This is a genomic window from Sorangium sp. So ce590 (genome assembly GCF_051521365.1).
Lineage (GTDB): Bacteria > Myxococcota_A > Polyangia > Polyangiales > Polyangiaceae > Sorangium.
In genome coordinates this window covers 8731381-8752823 of the sequence record NZ_CP150346.1, presented here as the reverse complement: position 1 = coordinate 8752823, position 21443 = coordinate 8731381, and the positions used below count along the sequence as shown (strand labels likewise).

At 69.2% G+C, this 21443-nt stretch carries 7 protein-coding genes; 5 read left to right on the top strand and 2 right to left on the bottom strand.

Annotated features, from left to right (window positions below; translation table 11 throughout):
• The first annotated feature begins 110 nt into the window (after positions 1-110).
• Positions 111-893: a leucine-rich repeat domain-containing protein gene (locus WMF28_RS32930; protein WP_437597405.1), complete on the top strand. Its 783-nt coding sequence runs from the start codon at positions 111-113 to the stop codon at positions 891-893.
• Here the strand turns inward: WMF28_RS32930 and WMF28_RS32925 are convergent.
• Positions 874-2532, bottom strand: a complete 1659-nt coding sequence (locus tag WMF28_RS32925; RefSeq protein WP_437597404.1) for a M23 family metallopeptidase — start codon at positions 2530-2532, stop codon at positions 874-876. The genes WMF28_RS32930 and WMF28_RS32925 overlap by 20 nt on opposite strands.
• Complete coding sequence (locus tag WMF28_RS32920) at positions 2529-3137, bottom strand: hypothetical protein (RefSeq protein WP_437597403.1); 609 nt, start codon at positions 3135-3137, stop codon at positions 2529-2531. The genes WMF28_RS32925 and WMF28_RS32920 overlap by 4 nt, the downstream gene beginning before the upstream one ends.
• A 602-nt stretch (positions 3138-3739) precedes the next feature.
• Here WMF28_RS32920 and WMF28_RS32915 point away from each other — a divergent pair.
• From WMF28_RS32915 to WMF28_RS32900, 4 genes are all read left to right on the top strand, one after another.
• Positions 3740-12694, top strand: a complete 8955-nt coding sequence (locus WMF28_RS32915) for a neuraminidase-like domain-containing protein (protein ID WP_437597402.1) — start codon at positions 3740-3742, stop codon at positions 12692-12694.
• A gap of 45 nt (positions 12695-12739) precedes the next feature.
• Entirely contained in the window at positions 12740-13288 is a 549-nt protein-coding gene (locus tag WMF28_RS32910; RefSeq protein ID WP_437597400.1) for a hypothetical protein, read from the top strand.
• A 197-nt stretch (positions 13289-13485) separates the two neighbouring features.
• On the top strand, positions 13486-20784 hold the full coding sequence (locus WMF28_RS32905) for a SpvB/TcaC N-terminal domain-containing protein (protein WP_437597398.1): 7299 nt from the start codon (positions 13486-13488) through the stop codon (positions 20782-20784).
• Positions 20781-21092 carry a hypothetical protein gene (locus tag WMF28_RS32900; protein WP_437597397.1) on the top strand — a complete coding sequence of 104 codons (312 nt, stop codon included), beginning with the start codon at positions 20781-20783 and terminating at the stop codon, positions 21090-21092. The genes WMF28_RS32905 and WMF28_RS32900 overlap by 4 nt, the downstream gene beginning before the upstream one ends.
• The last annotated feature ends 351 nt before the right edge of the window (positions 21093-21443 follow it).

Sequence of the window (21443 nt, the reverse complement as noted above, 5' to 3'; positions counted from 1 at the left end):
GCGCCCCGGTCCACTCCGCGCGGACTGCCTCGATCCCGAGCAGCGACCAGAGCGCGTGAGGGGCTGATGGCCGGCGGTTTTCTTCCGCCGTCTCGTGTATCATCGGCGCGATGATTCGTCCTCTGGTCCTTGCCTCCCTTGGCCTCGTCGTCTCCCTCGTGGGCTGCGACGAGCCCCAGAAGCCCGCCGCCCCGGCGGCCTCGGCCGCTCCCGCCGCGCAGGCGCCCGCCTCCGCGCCGCCCGCCGCGAGCCCGGCGGCCGCGGCCAGCGCGCCGCCGAAGAAGGAGGTCGTGTGCACGAAGAGCGACCCGGTGACCTTCACGCATCCGGCGCTCGAGGCCAGGGTGCGGCAGCAGCTCCAGAAGCCCGAGGGGCCGATCAAGCGGGCCGAGCTCAAGAACATCAAGACCATGAACCTGTCCGACGCCCAGGGGCTCGACGAGCTCGATCCCTGCCTCTTCCCCGAGCTCACGGGCGTCAAGGGGCTTTACCTGCCGCCGGGCAAGATCGACGACCTCCGCCCGATCAAGGGCCTGCTCCGGCTGGAGTCGCTGCGCGTCTCGGCCACGCTGGTCAAGGACCTCTCCCCGCTCGCCGGCCTGGTCAAGCTCGACCGGCTCGACATCGGCCGCACGCCCGTGAGCGACCTCTCCCCGCTCGCCGGCCTCACCCACCTGACCGAGCTCCAGATCGACGAGACCGAGGTGACGGATCTGGGCCCGCTCGCCGGCCTGAAGAAGCTCGAGATGCTCCAGATGAAGCGGACGCGGGTGAGCGACGTGTCGCCGATCCGGGATCTCAAGAGCCTGAAGAACGTGTACCTCGAGGGCTCGCGGGTCGACGACGCGAGCCCGCTCCGGAGCATCCCGGGGATCAAGATCCACGAGGGCTGACACGCCGGGCAGCGCGCCGCCGCGCCGCGCCGAGCGCCGCCGCGGCGGCGAAGAGCCCGAGCGGCCGGCCCGCCGCTGCCCCGCCCGCGCCGGCCGCGCCGCACTCGCAGCGGAGCTCGCCGTGGATGCGGCCGCTCGCGTGGGGCGCATCGTCGTCCGTGCCGCCCGCGCCCGCAGCGCCCCCGGAGCCGCCGGAGCCGCCGGCGTCGGGACCGCCGCCTTCGCCCGGCAGCGGCGGCGTGTCGATGACGTAGAGCGCCGGCGCGGAGCCCTGCGCCAGGAACGGGCGCGGCGGCAGCGCCGGGCCGAGCGGCAGCGCGGCGAGCCGCGCGGCCGGCCACACGAGGGCCTCGTCCGGATCGAGCCGCCATGCGGCGGCGACCTCCGCGTCCGGCACCGCCCGCCGCTCGGCGCCGTCGACAAGCCAGAGGGACGCAGCGCCGTCGTCGCCGCGCACGAGCAGCGGCGACGAGGGGAACGCGTCGCCCTCGGGGAGCGCCTCGAGCGCCGCGTCCGGCGCGCCGGCGACGTCCCAGAACCGCGAGAACCCCCAGGCGCCCAGCGCCTCGACGTCGCCGAGCGGCCGCCTGACGCCGTCGGGCAGATCGAGCGGGCACGCGAGCGTCTTCGGGCTCCCCCCGAGCTCGACCTCCTCGCCGCTCAGCGCGTCGACCCCGTAGGCCCGGACGGCGTGATCGCCGCCGAGCAGGCTGAGCGGCATCGGCGCCTCGAAGCCGTGCGCGCACGGGCCGGGCGGCTCGCAGAGGTCGTCGCGGCGCCGGTCCGCCGGGAAGGTGTGGCCCTCGGCGCCCGCGTCGGTCGCCGCGGCGTCGAAGTAGAGCCGCGCGCTGCCCGGCGCGTCCTCCGCGTCCGGGTCGCGGGCCCAGCCGCTGATGCCGGCGCAGCCCGCGGTCTCCAGGGCGCCCTCGGGGGGCTTGTTGAGGAGCGCCTGGTACGAGGCCACGAGCGAGGTGTAGGGCGGCACATAGACCAGGCCGACGCCGCTCAAGGACTGCCGCACGTTGAAATGGAGATGAATCGTCGTCGGCGTGCCCCCGAAGACGTTGGATACCTTCCCGATGCGCTCTCCCCGCGACACGTCCTGTCCCGGCGAGACCTGAACATCGGACATGTGCAGGTAGTCGTAGCGAGTCCCATCCTCGCCGGTCAGGTACACCGAGTAGCTGCCGATGCTCGTGATGATGCCGTCCGCCACCGCGACGACCCAGTACTTCCCCGCCTCGCAGGTGGGCGGCCGGACGTCCTGCCCCTGGTGACCCGCGCCGGAGGGGCAGAGCGGCATGGCCCACGACCGCGACTCGCAGTAGTTGTCGCGCCACGGATAGGCGTAGTTGTCCGCGTCGCACTGTCCGCCACGCGGGCCGGCGTTCCCGCCTTTGCTGTACACCTGTGAGTTCGCGAACGCCGGGCCCTCCTCGAGGGGAAAGCGCATGGACGGCGCATACACGACGCCGTCGGCGCGCCCCGCGCCCGAGCCGGGGACGAGCTCGCCGGCTGGATGGTAGGAGAACGGATCGGCCGCGGCCGTGGTGGGCAGGAGCGCGAGCGCGGCGGTCGCGAGGAGCGGGGCGGCGGCGGCGGCGGGGCGGGGGCGACGGAGGCGGGGCGCGGAGCTCATGGCCTGTCTCCCGCCGCCTTTGCGCCGACGCCGCCCACGTAGACGAGCTCCGAGGCGAGCTCGCGGAGGAGCGCGTCCGAGGCGCAGGGCGGCGCCTCGGGCGACGCGCACTCGACGTCGAGCGCGTACGAGACGCCGTTCTCGAGCCAGGACGCGGTCCAGATACCCTCGTTCGCCGTGATGAACGCCGGCGCCCCGCGCACGGAATGGGCCCCCTGGAGCGGAGGAATACCCGGAACTTTGCGCGCGAGACGGGTCATTGTGAGCGAGACGGTGATCGACTCCGTCCTTGCCCAGAACGAGGTCCAGTGCTCCTTGGCCACGATGACCGGCGCCGCGAGGAGCGCGCGCCGGGACGGCACGAGGACCGGGACCTGCGAGGTCCTGGCCGCATGGGTCGCCGTCTCGGGCAGCGCCGCGAGCGCGCTCCGGTCGACCGAGGCGGGAGAAGGCCAGGTGACGGCGTTGATCACCGGCGCCACCGCGACGGACAGCGGCTGGGCGGCCGCCGGGTCGCGCGGCGTGTCGGAAGGGGGGGCGGTCGGATCGCACGCGGCGACCGCAGCTGAGAGGAGGATAACAACAGCAATGGGCACGCCGCGCATGAGCACTCCCGGAAAGGGACCCTCTATTCTAGTCGAAAAAATACATCCCCGGCCAAGAGATGGCGGGGCGCGCGCGAGATGTCGCCGGAGTGTGACCGGGACGACTTGACGCTCTGCGCGAGGGCGCCGCGTGCGGGGGCGTCCAACGAGACCGGCCAACCGCCACGCGTGCGTGAGCTCATGACCGCAGCCGTGCGGCCGCGCTCGGCCGGCGGCAGCAAGAGACAGACGATCGTCGATTGCGCGTGATGCGTGGACATCCCCCGGGATCACCGGATGGCGGGGACGTGTTTCGATCTGGTCAACGAGACGCGCCGTGGTAGTTCAGAATATGCCCTGCAGGAGCGGCGGCGGCGAGTGGGCCGCTGACGCGTGCAAGGGTTGAAGAGGGGATCGACAGGCAACAACTGATGTCTCGCGGAGCCGCGAGAGGGTGCTCGCGTGGAGCGAGCGGCGCGCGAATCGTCGCGCCGCTCGCTCCAGGGCCGGCTCTCCTCGTCGTCATCTCCGCTGTTAGCCGCCGGCGACAAGGCGCATCGATCTCGGCGGCTGAACACCGCGCCGATTGGCGGTTCTTGAGCATGGAATCGAAGGGAGCTCTCATGAGAAAATATCAACTCTCCGGTCGGATCGTCCGAGCCAAGACCGAACGTGGCGTCGGCAATGTGCGCGTCGAGGCGTGGGACAGCGCCGAGGTCTACACGGATCTCATCGCCGTCGCCGTGACCCAACAGAACGGCGATTTCGAGATGTCGCTCGATCAGGCCGACGTGGATCGCTATTTCCAGGGGCGGAAGCCGGCGATCGCGCTCCGCATGTTCTCACCCGGGGCCGAGGAGTACGTCACGCGCTACACGCAATGGAAGGTATCGACGACGCCTGCCACCCTTCGGATCGAGGTGGACCTCGCGGTGACCTCGACCAAGCGCGCACCGGCCCAATCGGGCGTGCGCGGCGCTGTGCGGAACGCGCAAGGCGCGGTAGTCCCGCTCGTGATGGTACGCGCCTACGACGTGAGCCTGGCGTCAGAAACCGAGATCGGCTCGTCTCAGACGGATTCGTCGGGCCATTACAAGATCTCGTACTCGAGCCTCTTGGCGTCCGGCAAGCAACGGCCGGATCTCCGGCTGATCGTCTACGATATGTCGAATCAGGAGCTGGGCCGCTCCGCGCTGATGGTCCGCGCCCCATCGATCGCTGTCGTCGACCTGCTCACCAGCCAGGACCAGGAAAACCGCGGCCTCTCGGAGCTGCAGCAGGTCAAGTCGCGCACCGCGGCCCATACGCTGGGGGTGCTCCTCGGAGACCTCCAGGGCGAGCAGGTCGATTTCGTCGCGAAGGCGACCGAGGTGGATCGCGGGCAGGTCGAGGCGCTCGTCGCGGCCGACTCCCTCAGGGGGTCCGTGAGCGTCGGCGATTCCGCCGATTCTTTTTACCCCTTCGTCCGCATGGGCTTGCCGGCCACCAAGAGAGGGCTCCTGGCGTACCCCAAAGCCACGCTGCGCCGCGCGCTCGACGAGGCAAAGGAAGCAAAGATCGTGGGCGGCGAGGTCAGCGATGGCATCGTCGATCTCATCGCCCAGGCCGCCGTCGACCTCGCCTTCGAGGCGCCGCCCCCGGGCGCGACCTGCAACCTCGGTCAGCTCCTCGGGATCGTGATGCCCACCCAGTCCCACGCTGAGGAGTTCATCGCCGAGTACATGGCGCACGAAGGCACGCCCGCGGCCTTCTGGGCCCACCTCGCGACCCTGCCCTCGTACCAGAGCGAGGGCGAGCTCCTCCTCCCGCGGGTCCAGCTCGTGCTGCAGCTCGGCGCGCTCACGCGCTATCACTTGCCGCTCATCGAAGAGCTGTGGGATCGCTGGCAGAACGGCCAGATCGACGTCCTCAAGGACCTTGCGGCCTACAGCGAGGCCGACTGGATCGCGAGCCTCGCCCTCCAGCGCAACGGCTCGCCCATCAACTGCCCGGCCGACACGCCCGGAGCGACGGTGACCGAGAGGCGCGCGGCCTACGTCGAGGTCATCCGGCGCGCCCTGGAGGTGGCGTTCCCGTCGAAGGCGGTCGCGTCCGCGATCGCCGTGGTCGGCGGGAGCGAGCTGCCCACCTTCTTCAACAACAACCCTTCGTTCGAGCTCGGCAAGACGCGCGCCGGCCACTACATCGCGTCGAACACGGGGGCGTTCGCGGGGATCTCCAGCCCCGCGGCCGCGGAGCTCGAGCTCAAGGCGGTCGAGCGGCTGCACAAGCTCACGCCCAGGTACGAGGAGGCGAAGGTGCTGCTCGACGCCGGGTTCAAGTCGGCGGGGGAGATCTCGCGCCGCGGCCGGCTCCGGTTCGGCGCCGAGCTCGGCTCTGCCCTCGGAGGTACCCAGATCGCGGACGACATCTACGACAGGGCGGCCGCCATTTCCGATGTTGCGCTCGCGCTGTCGCTCAAGTTCAGCGCGACCCATAACCAGAGGTCGGCCTACACCCTGCCCGACCCCACGCGCCGCGCGAGCCAGGTGGCGCCAGACTTCGCGACGTACGGGGCGCTTTTCGGCTCGACCGACGCGTGCGCGTGCGCCCACTGCGCCTCGGTCTACGGGCCGGCGGCGTACCTCGTCGACCTGCTCCGCTTCCTTGATCGTTACTACTCCAAGGTCACGAAGAGCGGCAGCACCAAGTGGACCGCGAAGGAGCTGCTCCTCGGCAGCGCGCCGGGGAACACGCCGGTGAACGCCGGACGGCGCCCGGACATCGGACGCATCGACCTCACCTGCCAGAACGCCGACACGCCGCTGCCGTACGTGGACCTGGTGAACGAGATCCTCGCCCACGCGGTGGTGAGCGAGAACCATGCCGTGCCCGCCTTCCCGGAGCACATCGCGACCGTCGGCAGCGCCGAGGAGCTCGCGGCCATGCCGAACCCGCCCAGCGGCGAGGAGGACTGGCACGAAACGGCTTACGAGGACCTGGCGACCACCGACTTCCCCTTCAGCTTGTCGTATCACCACCGGCTCCACGAGGCGCGCGTCTATCTCGAGCACCTCGGCGTGCCCCTGCACGCGCTCTCGTCCGAGCTGAGGGCGAGCTGGTCCAGCCCGGAGGCCATGTATTCCGAGGATGCGGCCGCCGATCGGCTCGGGCTTTCATCGCGCGAGCGCGATCTGATCCGCGGCACCTTGATCTCGGGCGTGACCTTGGCGAGCGCCTGGGGCTTCGCCGCGGACGCGCTGCTCCCCGGCGCGATGTTCCATGTGTCGCAGTTCCTCGAGCGCTCGGGCCTGTCCTACGACGAGCTGCTCGATCTGCTCGGCACCGCCTCGCTTCATCGCTTCGGTGTACCGACGATCGTCCCCGCGGGGAGCTGCAAGATCGAGGAGCAGAGTATCACCGGCCCGAGCGACGCCCTGGGCGTGCTGTACCTGGTGCACCGCTTCCTGCGGCTGCGGCTGCGCCTCGGCTGGTCGATCCGCGAGCTCGATCAGGTGCTGGCCGCGTGCACTCCCAGCGGCACCGGCCTCGTGAACGGCCGCGCGCTGCGCGTGATCGCGGTGATCCAGGCGCTTCGCGCCGAGCGGGGCATCTCGCTGCCGATCGCGGTGCTCGCGAGCTGGTTCGGGCCGCTCGACACCCAGCGCCGCGACGCCGGCGAGACGCCCTCGTTCTACGAGCAGCTCTTCCAGAACAAGGCCGTGACCAACCCGGTCGACGGCGCGCTCGCGCTGCCGGGGGTCGCCAGCCTCTCGACCGCCAACCTGTTCGAGTCCCACACGCCCGCGATCCTCGCCGGCCTGCGCATCACCCGGGAGGAGCTGTCGCTGCTCACCGAGGACTCTGGGCTCGGCCTGACGCCGCTCGTCCCGGCGGACACCTCCGACGTCGCGCCGGTGACGCTCGCGAAGCTCCACCGCTTCGTCACCTTTGCGCGGGCGGCACGGCTGTCGCTGCCCGATTTTCACGTGCTCTACAACCTGAGCACCTACAGGCCGTTCGAGGCCGACAACCCCGAGCACACGCTGCGCTTCCTGGACACGGTCGATCGCGTCCGGCGCTCGGGGCTGTCGCCCGCCGACCTCGAGGTCGTCTTCCGGGGGAGGCAGTCTCCGCGCGCGCGGATCTCCGTGACGGACGAGGCGGTGAGCCCCGTGCTCGACCAGATGTTCGGCGCGCTGCTGGCGCTGCGCGGCAAGAACGGCACCCCGGACAGCGAGGCGGAGGCGGCCCTCATCGAGGACACGCTCGCCGCGGCGCTGAAGCTCGACGCGCGGTCGATGCACCTGCTCATCGCGGATATCCTCACGACGGGCGAGCCCGGCGACGCGCCGCTCGGCAGCGCGTTCTCGCTGGACGCGGAGCTCCCCGCCTCGCCGCCGCCGTCGCTCGACAGTCTCGGCCGGCGCGCCGCGCAACTCGCCGCCTACCGGCACCTGGCCAGGGCCGCGGCGGTCGTGCAGCGGCTCGGCGCGAGCGCCGACGAGATCGAGCGGATGTTCGTCTTGGACGAGGGCGAAGACGCCGCGGTGGCCCTCGATCTCGACGCCTTGCCGCGCGCCGTGATCGGCGGCGACGGCTCGCCGCTGTTCGAGGACTGGGAGAAGCTCGTGGATTTCGTCGAGCTCCGTTCCCACCTCGTCGGGCCGAACCCGTCACTGGCGAGCCTGTTCGTGGCCGAGCCCGCGACGCTGGCCGCCGCCACGGGCTGGCCCGCGGCCGACGTCGAGCAGTTGCTCAGCACCCGCGGCTACGAGATGCTCAATCCGAGCAACGCCGCGGAGCAGGTCTCGGTCCTCGGGCTCGTGCGCCGCGCGATCGTGGTGCTGAAGCGGCTCGGCGTCTCGGCCGAGGAGGCGTCCAATTGGCTGACCTCGATGCAGTCGCTGGACGCCGGGCCCACCGCCAGCATCATCCGGGCGGCGAAGGCGAAGTACTCCGACGCCGAGTGGGCGCGGGTGGCGCCGCCGCTGCGCGACGTGCTGCGCGAGCGGCTCCGGGCCGTGATGGTGGCGTACCTCGTGGCGAAGCGGGGATACGAGGACAGCGACGAGCTGTTCGCCGACCTGCTCGTGGACGTCGAGACGAGCCCCGCGGTGATCACCTCGCGCCTGAAGCAGGCCATCGGCTCGGTGCAGACGTTCGTGCAGCGCGCGTTCTTGAACCTGGAGGCGGATCATCTGACGCTCCCGGAGGAGGCGGCGCGCGAGTGGGCGTGGCGGAAGAGCTACCGCGTCTGGGAGGCCAACCGCAAGGTCCTGCTCCAGCCCGAAATGTACCTCGACCCGTCGCTGCGCGACGACAAGTCGCCGTTCTTCAAGGATCTCGAGGCCGAGCTCCGGCAGAACGACATCACCGACGACGCCGCGGAGCGCGCGTTCGAGCGGTACCTCGACAGGCTCGACGAGGTGGCGAACCTCGAGATCGCGAGCGCGTTCCACCAGAAGGAGGACGGCGACGACACGCACCTTCCGATCGACGTGCTCCACGTCGTCGGCCGCACCGCGGCCCAGCCGTACAAGTATTTCTACCGCACGCGGGTGGACGGGCTGTCCTGGACTCCCTGGGAGCCCATCGATCTCGACATCGAGGGGGACAGGGTCCTGCTCGCCGTGGTGGATCGTCGGCCACACCTGTACTGGCCGATCATCGAGGAGCGCGCCGTGCCGGAGCAGCCGATGCCGGAAGACACGCGCTATCCGGGAAAAACGGCGTTGACGAGCCATTACATCCGTCTCGCATGGAGCCAGCGTCGCAACGGCGCGTGGGGTGCGCGCCGTATGAGCGGCGGCTCGGAGGTGAATCTGCAGTCGCGATGGAATCCCGATTTTATCGCGCTGTTCGTGGAGCGCGATGATGAGCAGGATCCGACCCGGATCGCGGTGGTAAATATCGCCACCTACTCCGGCCGTCGCCTCGGGCACTTCGCGCAAAGCACTTGCGGTGCGCTGGAGGGCACGGACTTCAGCGACGACTATCGGGACTTCATTGAGTTTGATCCGGCAATGCCCTACAGGACCGGCTGGCGGGGGCAGCACTTGGTCTCGAACAATGCGACCCGGCTGATCGTTCCGATCTCGCTCGACGGCTTCCAGAAGTGGATCCCGCTGCTCGGCAGCGTCACCCCGTTCCGCGCGCTCATTCCGCGCGAGATCGGCAGTGGGCGCAGCGAAGACAGCGCCTCGGCCGGCGCGCCGTTCTTCTTCTACAAGGACGCGAGCTCGACGTTCTTCTCCGAGCTCGTCCTGACCGAGCACACCGAGTGGTATCCTGCCTCGAAGAGCCAGCCTGGGATCACGCCGTACGGCGACGTCCCCAAAAATGACGTCGTGCTCGTCGTGCGCGGGGGGCTGTCGACGGCCGAGTGGGTGAGGCAGGCGCCCGAGGAGATGCGCATCGCGCACGTCTACGAAGACGCGAAGCGATACCGCTTCATGTCCTTCTACCACCCCTACGCCTGCCTGTTCCGGAAGGAGCTGCAGCGCTCGGGCGTGGACGGGCTGCTCAAGTGGTCGCTCCACCCGACCGATCCGCTCCAGCGCCGCTCCCGCAACGCCTTCGAGGAGACGTACGACCCGGACCCCGAGTACGTGCTCACGCCGTATCCGAAGGAGGACGTCGACTTCTCGTTCCAGGGTGCTTACTCGCTCTACAACTGGGAGCTGTTCTTCCACGCGCCGTTGCTGATCGCCCTGCGGCTGATGCAGAGCGGCCGGCACGCGGAGGCGCAGCGCTGGTTCCACTTCATCTTCGACCCGACCACGGGCGATCCTGCCCCGTCGCCCGAGCGCTTCTGGAACGTGCGGCCGTTCCGCGAGAACAAGGATCTCGGCTCGATCGAGGACGAGCTCCGGGAGCAGTCGGGCTCGCAGCAGGGCCGGATGGCCAGGCTGCTCAGCTCGCTCCTGACGGGCCAGGACGACGAGCCGGAGAAGCTCGATCTCGTCGCGCAGATCGAGGCGTGGCGGAAGGACCCGTTCAATCCGCACCTCATCGCGCGGATGCGGCCGATCGCCTACCAGAAGGCGGTGGTGATGAAGTACATCGAGAACCTGATCGCGTGGGGCGATCAGCTGTTCCGGCGCGAGACCATCGAGTCGCTCAACGAGGCGATGCAGCTGTACATCCTCGCCGGCAACATCCTCGGCCGGCGCCCGGTGCGCATCGAGCGGAAGGACGCGGTGACGCCGCGGAACTACTGGCAGCTCGAGGCGCTCGGGCTCGGCGACCTCTCCGACCCGGTGATCGGGTCGCGGTCCCGCGTCGAGGCGGAGAGCCTCGTTGTCGACTCGCTGATGAAGGCGCTGCACCGCACGTTCTTCGGGCGGGCGCCTGACCTCGGAGAGCTGTACTTCTGCGTGCCCCAGGACGAGGCGCTCTCGGGGCTGTGGGACACGGTCGCCGATCGGCTGTTCAAGATCCGACACTCGATGAGCATCGAGGGCGCGGTCCGGACGCTGCCCCTGTTCGAGCCGCCCATCGATCCGATGCTGCTCGTGCAGGCGAGGGCGCTCGGCGTGGATCTCGCGACGGTGCTGAGCGAGGCGAGCTCCCCGCGGCTCCCCTACCGCTTCCAGGTGGTGCTCGCGAAGGCGACGGAGCTCTGCGGCGCGGTCTCCGGGCTCGGCGGCGCGCTGCTCGCCGCGATGGAGAAGAAGGACGGCGAGGCGATCGCGCGGCTCCGCTCGGGCCACGAGGTCGAGCTGCTCGCGGCGGTGCGCGAGATCAAGGTGCAGCAGGTCAAGGAGGCCCAGGCGACCGTCGCCTCACTGGAGCGGTCGCACGAGACGGCGCGGCTCCGCCGCGACCACTACGCGGGCCTGCCGCGGATCAGCGCGGCGGAGCAGGGCGCGCTGGCCATGAGCGTCTTCGGCATGGAGCTCGGGCTCGCGGCGCAGGCGATCGCCGCCGTCGCCCCCGGCGTCGAGGCGACCCCGCCGACGACGTTCGGCGGCGCGGGCGCGTTCGGGAGCCCGGTGGCCCTCACCACGATCGGCGGGCAGGCGTCGGGCGCCCCGATCGAGGCGGCGTCGCAGGCGCTCTCCATGGTCGCCGGCGCGCTGCGCGAGGGCGCGTCGATCGCGTCCACGATCGCCGGCTACGAGCGGCGCGCCGAGGAGTGGGCGCTGCAGGAGCGGCTCGCGGCGAAGGAGATGCAGGGGCTGGAGAAGCAGATCGTCGCCGCGAAGATTCGCGCCGCAGTGGCCGAGGTGGAGCTCAAAAACCACGATCGGCAGACCGAACAGGCGCGCGAGGTGCTCGCGTTTCTCCGGGACAGGAAGCGCACGACCGAGGAGCTCTACGACTGGATGGTGGCGGAGCTGTCGACCGTCCACTACCAGACATACACGCTGGCCTACGATATGGCGAAGCGGGCGGAGCGGGCGCTCCGGTTCGAGCTCGGCACGGCGGACGGCACGCCCGCGATGGTGCGCTTCGGCGCCTGGGACAGCCTGAAGCAGGGCCTGCTCGCGGGCGAGCGGCTCCAGCACGACCTGCGCCGCCTGGAGGTCGCGTTCCTGGAGCAGACGCCGCGAGAGGCCGAGCTCGTGAAGCACGTCTCGCTCGCCGAGGTCGCGCCCGAGCAGCTCATGCGGCTGCGCGAGACCGGCACCTGCGAGCTCGAGCTGACGCAGGAGGTGTTCGATCTCGATTACCCGGGTCACTACTTCCGGCGCATCAAGTCGGTCGCCGTCACGATCCCGACCGTGACCGGCCCGTACGCGGGCGTGAACTGCACGCTCACGCTGAGCAACACGAGCGTGCGCCCGCCGCAGCCGGTGACCGCGCAGACCTACGAAGACACCGATGATTTCCGGACGGATCTCGTGCCGCTGACGGACGTGATCGCGACCAGCGGAGGGATGAACGACGCGGGCCTGTTCGAGCCGAACCTGCGCGACGAGCGGTATCTCCCCTTCGAGGGCGCGGGCGTGCTCGGCACCTACAAGATCGAGCTCCCCGCGGCGAACAACCGCTTCGACATCGCGGCGGTGAGCGACGTGATCCTGCACATCCGGTACACGGCGCGCTCGGACGGCGCCCTCGCGGCCGCGGCGAAGGAGTATTACGACGCACACCCGCCGGTGCGGCGCCGGCTCTTCAGCCTGCGGTCCGAGCTGCCGGCCGAGTGGGCCCGGTTCCTGATGGCGCCGTCGGATAACAACGTGCCACAGGAGCTCTCCATCCCGCTCACGCCGGAGATGTTCCCCTACGCCCCGGCGACGCGGAAGGTCGCGTTGACGAGCGTCACGTTCTATGCGCGGTGGAACGGCAAAGTGGCCTATACGAGCGGCGTTGCGCTCGAAGTGCTGGTGGCACCGCCAGGGGCCACGGCGACCGAGCGCGCGCTCCCCGGCTATCCGGACAATAACGCGCGCAGCACGGGCAAGAGCGCCACGCTGAGCCTGTCCAACAACGAGCGGGATCTCGGCACCTGGACGCTCAGCGCGAGCAGCGCCGCGGTCGGCGAGATCGCGCAAGCGCTCACGACGACGACGACGCCGGCGAGCCACCGGCTCAACGACACGCTCCAGGACATCTATCTGCTCTGCGAGTACAGCTTCGAGTCGGCGTGACCGCAGAAGAAACCCAGGCGATCTCTCATCAAGGAGTCAGCATTTATGTCGGACAACATCACGCTTCCTGAGGGCGCGGGCACGCTCCTCGCCACCGACGAGATCCTCGGTGTCCACGTCCTGCGCGCCAAGGTGCAGACGGGCGCGGACGGCACCGCCGTCGACGTCTCGCAGGACGACCCGATGCCGGTCGGCCTGGTCGAGCCGCTCCCGGCCGGCGGCAACACGGTCGGCGCGGTCCATGTGAAGCCGGCCACCGCAGGTGGGCTCTCGGTGTACCGCTTCCTCGGCTTGAACTCCTCGGGGCGGAGCGTGAAGAGCTCCGCCGGGCAGGTGTTCGGCTGGCACCTCGCCAACACCGGAGCGAGCGGGGTGCTCGTGAAATTCTATGACACTGCGGAGGCCCCCGTCGTCGGCTCTACCACCACGTTCGCGACGCTCTACGTGCCGGCCGGGCAGGTGGTCTCGGCCGAGCACACGAACGGCATCGCGTTCTCGAGCGGCATCGGCATGGGCGCGACCACGGGCCTCGCGGAGCTCGACGCGACCGCGCCCGCGGCGAGCACGGTGATCGTGAACGTGTTCTACAAGTAGCGCTGCCCGCAGAGGGCGCGTGGCCTTGTCCCGGGGGGGGCGGTGGGGCGACGAGGACAGGGCCGTGGAGAGTTGGAATCGTCCGTGAGCGGCGCGCGCCCCCGCGCCGCTCACGGACTCGGCGGCCGACGCCGTCGTGCCGGAGCGAGTCGCTCCGGGCGCGCGGGCCGCCCATTGCCAAGGGAAGAGGGAGACGGATGAACGCTCGTGAGCCCAAGAACGCAGCCACCGCTGCTCCGAACGCATCGCCGGCCGCGCCGGATGCCGGAGCCCGCGGCAAGAGCCGAGACCCCGCGCCCCTCGGCCGGGAGGGGTCCGGTAAAGACACCGAGGCTCCGAAGGGCCTCCCCGGCGCGCCCAAGGCGCTGGAACTGCCGGCGCCCGCGCTGCCGAAGGGCGGCGGCGCGATCCGCGGGGTGGATGAGAAGTTCTCCGCGAACCCGGTGACGGGCGCGGGGTCGTTCTCGATCCCGCTGCCGGTGAGCCCCGGCCGCGCCGGGTTCGGGCCAGGGCTCGCGGTGACGTACGATTCCGGGTCTGGCAACGGCCCGTTCGGCGTGGGCTGGCAGCTGTCGATCCCGCGCATCACGCGAAAGACCGACAAGGGCCTTCCCCGTTACGACGACGCGCACGCGAGCGATGTGTTCGTCCTGTCCGGCGCGGAGGATCTGGTGGCGGCCCGCTCGATCGACGGCGCGGAGCTCGACCGGTATGAGACGGAGAGCGAGCGGGTGATCCGCTACCGTCCCCGCGTGGAGGGGGCGTTTGCGCGGATCGAGCGCCGCGAGGTCAAGGCGAGCGGGAACGTGTACTGGACGGCGACGACGCCGGACAACATAACGAGCGTGTACGGGAGGAGCGAGCATGCGCGGATCGCCGACCCGGCGAGGCCGGAGCGCATCTTCTCGTGGCTTTTGGAGGAGACGCGGGACGACAAGGGCAATGTCGTCGTCTACGACTACAAGGCGGAGGATTTGACCGGCGTGGCGCGCGACGAGGCCGCGGAGAGCCACCGCCACGCGGGCCGCGCGGCCGTCGCGAACCGCTACCTCAAGCGCGTCCGCTACGGGAACACCGTGCCGGGCGACGCGGAGAGCAGCCTGTTCGAGGTCGTCTTCGATTACGGTGAGCACGAGGGGGTGGCGCCTACGCCTGCGGAGAGCGTTCCGTGGCCGGTCCGCCAGGACCCGTTCTCGGTGTACCGCGCCGGGTTCGAGATCCGTACGTACCGGCTCTGCCGTCGCGTGCTGATGTTCCATCGCATGACCGAGCTCGGCGAGACCCCGTGTCTCGTGCGGTCGCTCGATCTCACGTACGTGCCGGGCCCTCACCTCACGCGCCTCGCCGCCGCGACGCAGGCGGGATATCTCCGCGATCCGCAGACCCAGGCGTACAGCCGCGAGGCGCTGCCGCCCATCGCGCTGACGTACAACGAGCCGGTGATTCACCGCGAGGTGAAGTCGCTCGATCTCGAAAGTCTTCGCGACCTGCCCGGCGGCACGATGGGGTCCGGGCGGCGGTGGGTCGATCTCGATGGCGAGGCGCTCCCCGGCATCCTGATCGAGGAGGGCGAGGCGCTCTATTACAAGCAGAACCTCGGCGCGGGCCTTCTGTCCCCGGCGCGGCCGCTCCCGTCGCGGCCGGCGGTCCTGGGCGGTGGGCAGCTGCTCGACATCGACGGAGACGGGCGCAAGGAGATGGTGGTGTTCGAGCGGCCGGTGTCGGGCTACTTCGACCGCACGGACGCGGGCTGGGCGGCGTTCCGGCCGTTCGCATCGCAGCCGAACGTCGACTGGAGTGACCCGAACGTCCGCCTCATCGATCTCAACGGCGACGGTCATGAGGACATCCTCATCACGGGGCCGGACACGTTCACCTGGTATCCGTCGCTCGCCAAGGGCGGCTTCGACCGGCCGACCACGATCACGCGCCCGAGCGACGAGGAGCGCGGGCCGTCGCTCGTCTTCGCCGACGCGGCGCAGAGCATCTTCCTGGCCGACATGAGCGGCGATGGGCTGGTCGATCTCGTGCGGATCCGGAACGGCAACGTCTGTTACTGGCCCAACCTCGGCCATTGCCGCTTCGGTGCCAAGGTGCAGATGAGCGGCAGCATGCGGTTCGACCACGAGGGCCGCTTCGAGCCGAAGCGCATCCGCCTCGCCGACGTGGACGGCTCGGGCACGACCGACGTCGTTTACCTGCACGCGGACGGCGTGCGCTTGTATGCGAACAACGCGGGAAATACGTTTGCTTCGCCGGTGATCTTGCCACAGCTGCCGGACGTGAGCGAGCTCGCGGCGGTCGACGTGATCGATCTGCTCGGCTCCGGGACCGGGTGCCTGGTCTGGACCTCGTCGCTGCCCGGGGCGCGCCCGCGGATGCGCTACATCGATCTGCTCGGGAGCGTGAAGCCGCACCTGTTGACGTCGGTCGCCAACAACCTCGGCAGAACCACGACGGTGACGTACGCGCCGTCGACGAAGTTCTACCTGGCCGATATGGCCGCGGCCCGCCCGTGGGGGACGCGGCTGCCGTTCGTGGTGCACGTCATCGAGCGCGTCGAGGTGTTCGACGCTGTCTCGCGGCACCGCTTCGTGACGACGTATGCTTACCACCACGGGGACTACGACGGGGTGGAGCGGGAGATGCGCGGCTTCGGCATGGTCGAGCAGCGGGACACCGAGTCGTTCTCGGCGTTCAGCGGGGCCGGCTTCGCGCCGCCCGCGGCCAACGCCGATCCCGAGCTGCACCTGCCGCCGGTGCTGACGAAGACGTGGTTCCATACCGGCGCGTGGACCGAGGGGGCGAAGATCTCGGCGCAGTACGAGAGCGAGTATTACGCCGGCGACGCGGGCGCGGTCCGTCTGGAGGATACGGTGCTTCGCGAGGAGCTCCGCGCGGTCGAGATGCGCGAGGCGTGCCGGGCGCTCAAGGGGCGGCCCCTTCGCCAGGAGGTGTATGCGCTCGACGGGTCGGCGGAGGAGCCGCATCCGTACGTCGTCACCGAGCACAGCTACGCGATGCGGCGGCTCCAGCCCGCGGTGGGCGGTGCACACGCCGTGTTCTTCGCCCATCCGCGCGAGGCGCTGGAGTACCATTACGAGCGCAACGAGAGCGATCCGCGCGTCGCGCACGCGCTCACGCTGAAGGTCGACGAACACGGCGCGGTCAAGCGGACGGCGCAGATCGGGTATCGCCGGCGGGCGGCGTGGGCGGAGTTCCCCGAGCAGGAGCAGGGGAAGGCGACGCTGACGGAGCACGAGGTGGTGCACCTGATCCCGGATGAGGAAGGTGCTTATCGGATCGGGGTCCCGACCGGGAGCCGGACCTACGAGCTGCACGGCCTGCCGCTCGGCTCGGAGGCGGTGCTCGCGTTCCAAACGGTCCTCGACGCGGCGGACGAGGCGATGGACCTCGCTTACGACGGCACGCCGAGCGGGTCTTTCGAGAAGCGCCTGTTGCAGCACACGCGCGCGAGGTACTGGAGCGACGATCTCACGGGGCCGCTGCCGTTCGGCGAGGTCGGCAGCAGGGCGTTGCCGTACGAGAGCTTTGCCAAGATCCTCACCCCCTCGCTGATCACGTCCGTGTTCGGCTCCCGCGTCACGAGCGGCATGCTCGAGGAGGGGGGCTATGTCCAGCTCTCGGGCGATGCGGACACCTGGGTGTCCTCGGGGCGGGCGGTGCCTTCGGCGGCCCACTTCTACTTGCCGACGGCGTTCGTCGACCCGTTCGGCAACACGTCGCAGGTGGTCTATGATGCGCATTGCCTGCTCGTGACGGAGATGACGGATCCGCTGAACAACGTCGTGGAAGCCGTCCCCGACTACCGCGTCCTCGCCCCCGCGCGGCTCACGGACGCGAACGGCAACGAGAGCGAGGTGCGCTTCGACGCGCTGGGTAGGGTCACGCTGTTGGCGGTGATGGGCAAGCCGGGGGCCGGCGAGGGCGACACGCCCAACGACCCGACCGTGACATTCGAGTACGATCTCGAGCAATTCCAGAGCACCGGCAAGCCCAACGTGGTGCACGTCCGCGCCCGTGAGCAGCACGGCGCGGGCAACCCGCGCTGGCTGGACACGTACAGCTACTCGGACGGCTCGGGCAACGAGGTGCTGCGCAAGGTGAAGGCGGAGCCGGGGCTCGCGCCCGAGCGCGACGCGAACGGCGCGCTGGTGCACGACACGCAGGGCGACCTGGTCTTTTCGCACGCGACGTCGCGCTGGGTCGGCACCGGGCGCACGGTGGTGGACAACAAGGGCAATCCGGTCAAGCAGTACGAGCCGTTCTTCAGCGCGAAGGAGGAGTACGAGGACGAAGCGGAGCTCGTGGAGTGGGGGGTCACGCCGATCCTGCGGTACGATCCGCTCGGCCGGCTCATCCGGACCGACCTGCCGAATGGCACGTTCTCCCGGGTGGTGTTCGATGCGTGGAAGCAGACGTCACACGATCCGAACGACACGGTGCTGGAGAGCTCGTGGTACGCGGCGCGGCAGGCGCTGCCCCAGGGCGACTCGGAGCGCCGTGCGGCGGATCTGGCCGCGGCCCACGCGGGTACGGCGGCGGTGAGCCACCTGGACGCGCTCGGGCGGGTGTTCCGCGCGGTGGCAGACAACGGGGCCGAGGGGCAGTACATCACCCAGACGACGCTCGATATCGAGGGGCGGCCGCTCCTGATCACCGACGCGCGCGGCAACGAGGCGATGCAGCATCGCTTCGGGCTGGGCGGGCAACTGCTCTATCAGAAGAGCAACGACGGCGGCGAGCGGTGGATGCTGGCGGGCGCGACGGGGCAGCGGCTGCGCGCCTGGAACGGGCGAGGATTCGTCTACCGCTCGTCGTACGATGGGCTGCGCCGGCCGACGCACGAGCACGTGCAGCTGGGCTCGGGTAGCGAGCGGCTCGTGCGACGCTATGTCCACGGCGAAGCCCACCCGCAGGCGACGACGCTGAACCTGCGCGGCAGGGCGTACCAGGTGTATGATGGCGCGGGCGTGGTGACGAGCCAGGCGTACGACTTCAAGGGCAACCTGTTGCAGGCGTCGCGCCGGCTGCGCAGCGATGTGCATGCGGACGCCGACTGGTCGGTGCTGGCGGGGCTGACGGATGTGTCCGCCATCGCGACGGCGGCCGAGCCGCTGCTGGAGGTGGAGAGCTTCGGTACGCAGACGGCGTACGATGCGCTGAACCGGCCGACGAGCGTGACGGCGCCGGACGCGAGCGAGGTCAAGCCGACGTACAACGAGGCGGGGCTGCTGGAGCGGGTCGAGGCGCGGGTTCGAGGCGCGGTGGCGTGGACGACGTTCGTCGACGACATCGACTACGACGCGAAGGGGCAGCGCGAGCGGATCGATTATGGCAATGGCACCTCCACGGCGTACACGTACGATCCGCTGACGTTCCGGCTCTCGCGGCTGAAGACGACGCGGAGCTCGGACAGCGCGGTGCTGCAGAACCTCACGTACGTGTACGACCCGGTCGGCAACATCGTGGCGATCGGGGACAGCGCGCAGCAGACGGTGTTCTTCAACGACGATGTGGTGTCGCCGAGCGCGCAGTACGTGTATGACGCGGTCTACCGGCTGATCCAGGCGACGGGGCGGGAGCACGCGGGCGGGCTGTCGGATGCGCCGCGCGACCAGAACGACCTGCCGATTCAGTCGCTGCCGCACCCGAACAACGCGCAGGCGCTGAGGAACTATACGGAGCAGTACGTCTACGACGCGGTAGGCAACCTGCTGAGGATGGTGCACCAGGCGGGCACGGGAAGCTGGACGCGGTGGTATGCATACGACGAGACGGTGAACAACCGGCTGACGAGAACGACCGGGGACCCGGAGCACGGGCCGTTCAGCACCTATGCGCATGACGCGCACGGCAACATGACGTCGATGCCGCACATCACGGCGCTGACCTGGGACGAGAACGACCAGGTGCGGAGCACGGATCTCGGCGGCGGCGGCGATGTCTATTACGACTACGACGCTGCGGGGCAGCGCGTGCGCAAAGTCTGGGAGCACAACGGGCTCGTGGACGAGCGCATCTACCTCGGCGGCTACGAGGTGTACCGCAGGCGCAGCGCGTCTGGGTTGGTGCTGGAGCGGCAGACGCTGCACGTGATGGATGGCGCGCGGCGGGTGGCGATGGTGGAGACCAAGACGGTGGACACCTCGGGGCCGTTCACGGTGACGCCGCGGGTGCGCTATCAGCTGGACAACCACCTCGGGTCGGCGTCGCTGGAGGTCGACGGGGCGGGGCTGGTGATCGGTTACGAGGAGTACCATCCCTACGGGACCACGGCGTACTGGTCGGCGCGCAGCGGGGTGGAGGTCAGCGCGAAGAGGTATCGCTACACGGGCAAGGAGAAGGACGAGGAGACGGGGCTCTACTATCACGGGGCGCGGTACTACGCGCCCTGGCTCGGGAGGTGGACGAGCGCGGATCCGGCGGGACTGGTGGATGGGCCTGGGCTTTATGCCTACACCAAAGATAATCCCGTACGTTTTGTAGATCGAAACGGAAATGAGAGCGACGAGCACGACCCACTTGCGCTAGAGGCGCTTCAGCGCGTCAATGCCGTCAATTCCGTTCGGCTGGGCTTCTTGCCCGCAAGTCAGCAAGAGGTGAATGCGCAGCGCGCCGATGCGGAAGTTGCAGCGAGGGCTAGATCTGCTCCAGAAAAGCGCCATCGACCGAGTTCGGCGAGTGCGAAGGGCGAGCTCTCCGACAAGACGCCGGTGCTCCCATTTTTCATCAATGTGCCTAGCTCATTCATACGATCTAATCAGACTCCGCCAGATGGTGCGCCAGTGGGTCTCGATGCGCTCCGAATGCTCAACACTGGAGCTTCAATAGGCGTGGCGAATTTTTCGCGAGACATCGCGCCAGGGACGTCAATTGTAAACCTTACGGGCCTGACTGTGGATGCCATTTCCGGGGGAGTGACGGTCGTCAGCGCGGTCGCATCGTTGCATCGCGCGACAAACCTGGGAGCAGTCGCCTCACACGTGGGCGCTGTCCGGGGAACCGCCCAGTCCCCAGCCATGGCACCCTACGCCAAGAATGCCACAGGCCCGAGAACCGTCGAGGAGGCAATCGAGCTCGCGAGATCGCATGGAGTCGATATTCCTGATGATATCGCCATCAAGGTCACGTCCACAGCTGTTCCTGAAGGGGCAGATGCATCCTACCTGGTTCTGAAGGAGGTGCGGCCTGGGCAGTCCTTTACATGGGAATCACTGCAGAACCGATTCGGACAAGTGGCAGTCAGAATCAGGCCTGAGGTACTGGAAAGTGATGAGCACGCTGTGGCTGTTCTCGCGCACGAGATGCATGAACTAAACTCGCTACGGAGTCTGTTTGAAGAAGCTGCCGATGGAAGGATCAGCGCTCAGAGGCTGGGACAGCTAATCAATCCCGGCATCAAAGGAAATCTCCATGATCAGGCATGGGACGTTGCCGACAAGACAGTTCAAGCCATGAGGCAGAAGCGATGAGTAAGCTTGGTCGAGAACTCGATTTCGATGCGTTGCTGAGGGCCTACGATGACGGCCTGCTTGGCCGACTTGAATTCTACTATTGTCTCTTGATACGAGCCGAAGGAGCGGATCCAGAGGAGTATCTTGCGCGGATTCCTGCCGAGCACAGAAAAGGTTTTGCAGAGGCGATCGAGCAGTTTCCCGTTGGTGATAGCAGGGTCGAGCTTAAGCAGGGCTTCGACCCACCACCCGACGCCACCGTCCGGGGGCTACGAGCAGCGCTTCTTAAGAAGCGAGCTGAGGGGTGGGAGAGCAAGGATGAGTGAAAGCTCGACGGCGACCTGGCTGCTCCTCTCGGTTGCTGACGAACGAGCTGATTGATGACATTGCGCTCAAGCTCGCTGATGGTCCCGACCGCGATATTCGGATACGATCTCCTCCGGTTCAGGGACTCCGGGTTCGGCTGAAGCGCGCCGCCGCGGTTTCACACGGTCAAGTACGCGGGGGGGCTCGCGTCTGCTAGCCGCCCACGTTGGCGCGCAAGCTGATCGGACCGCGCCCTGCGAAGCCGCAACAGCCCGCGAAGGCGGACGACGAGCCCGCTCCCAGACGCAAGCGGGGCGGCGACCGGGCGGTCGACGACCCGCGCCGAGCTTCTGCGCCGCACGTTGGCGCTC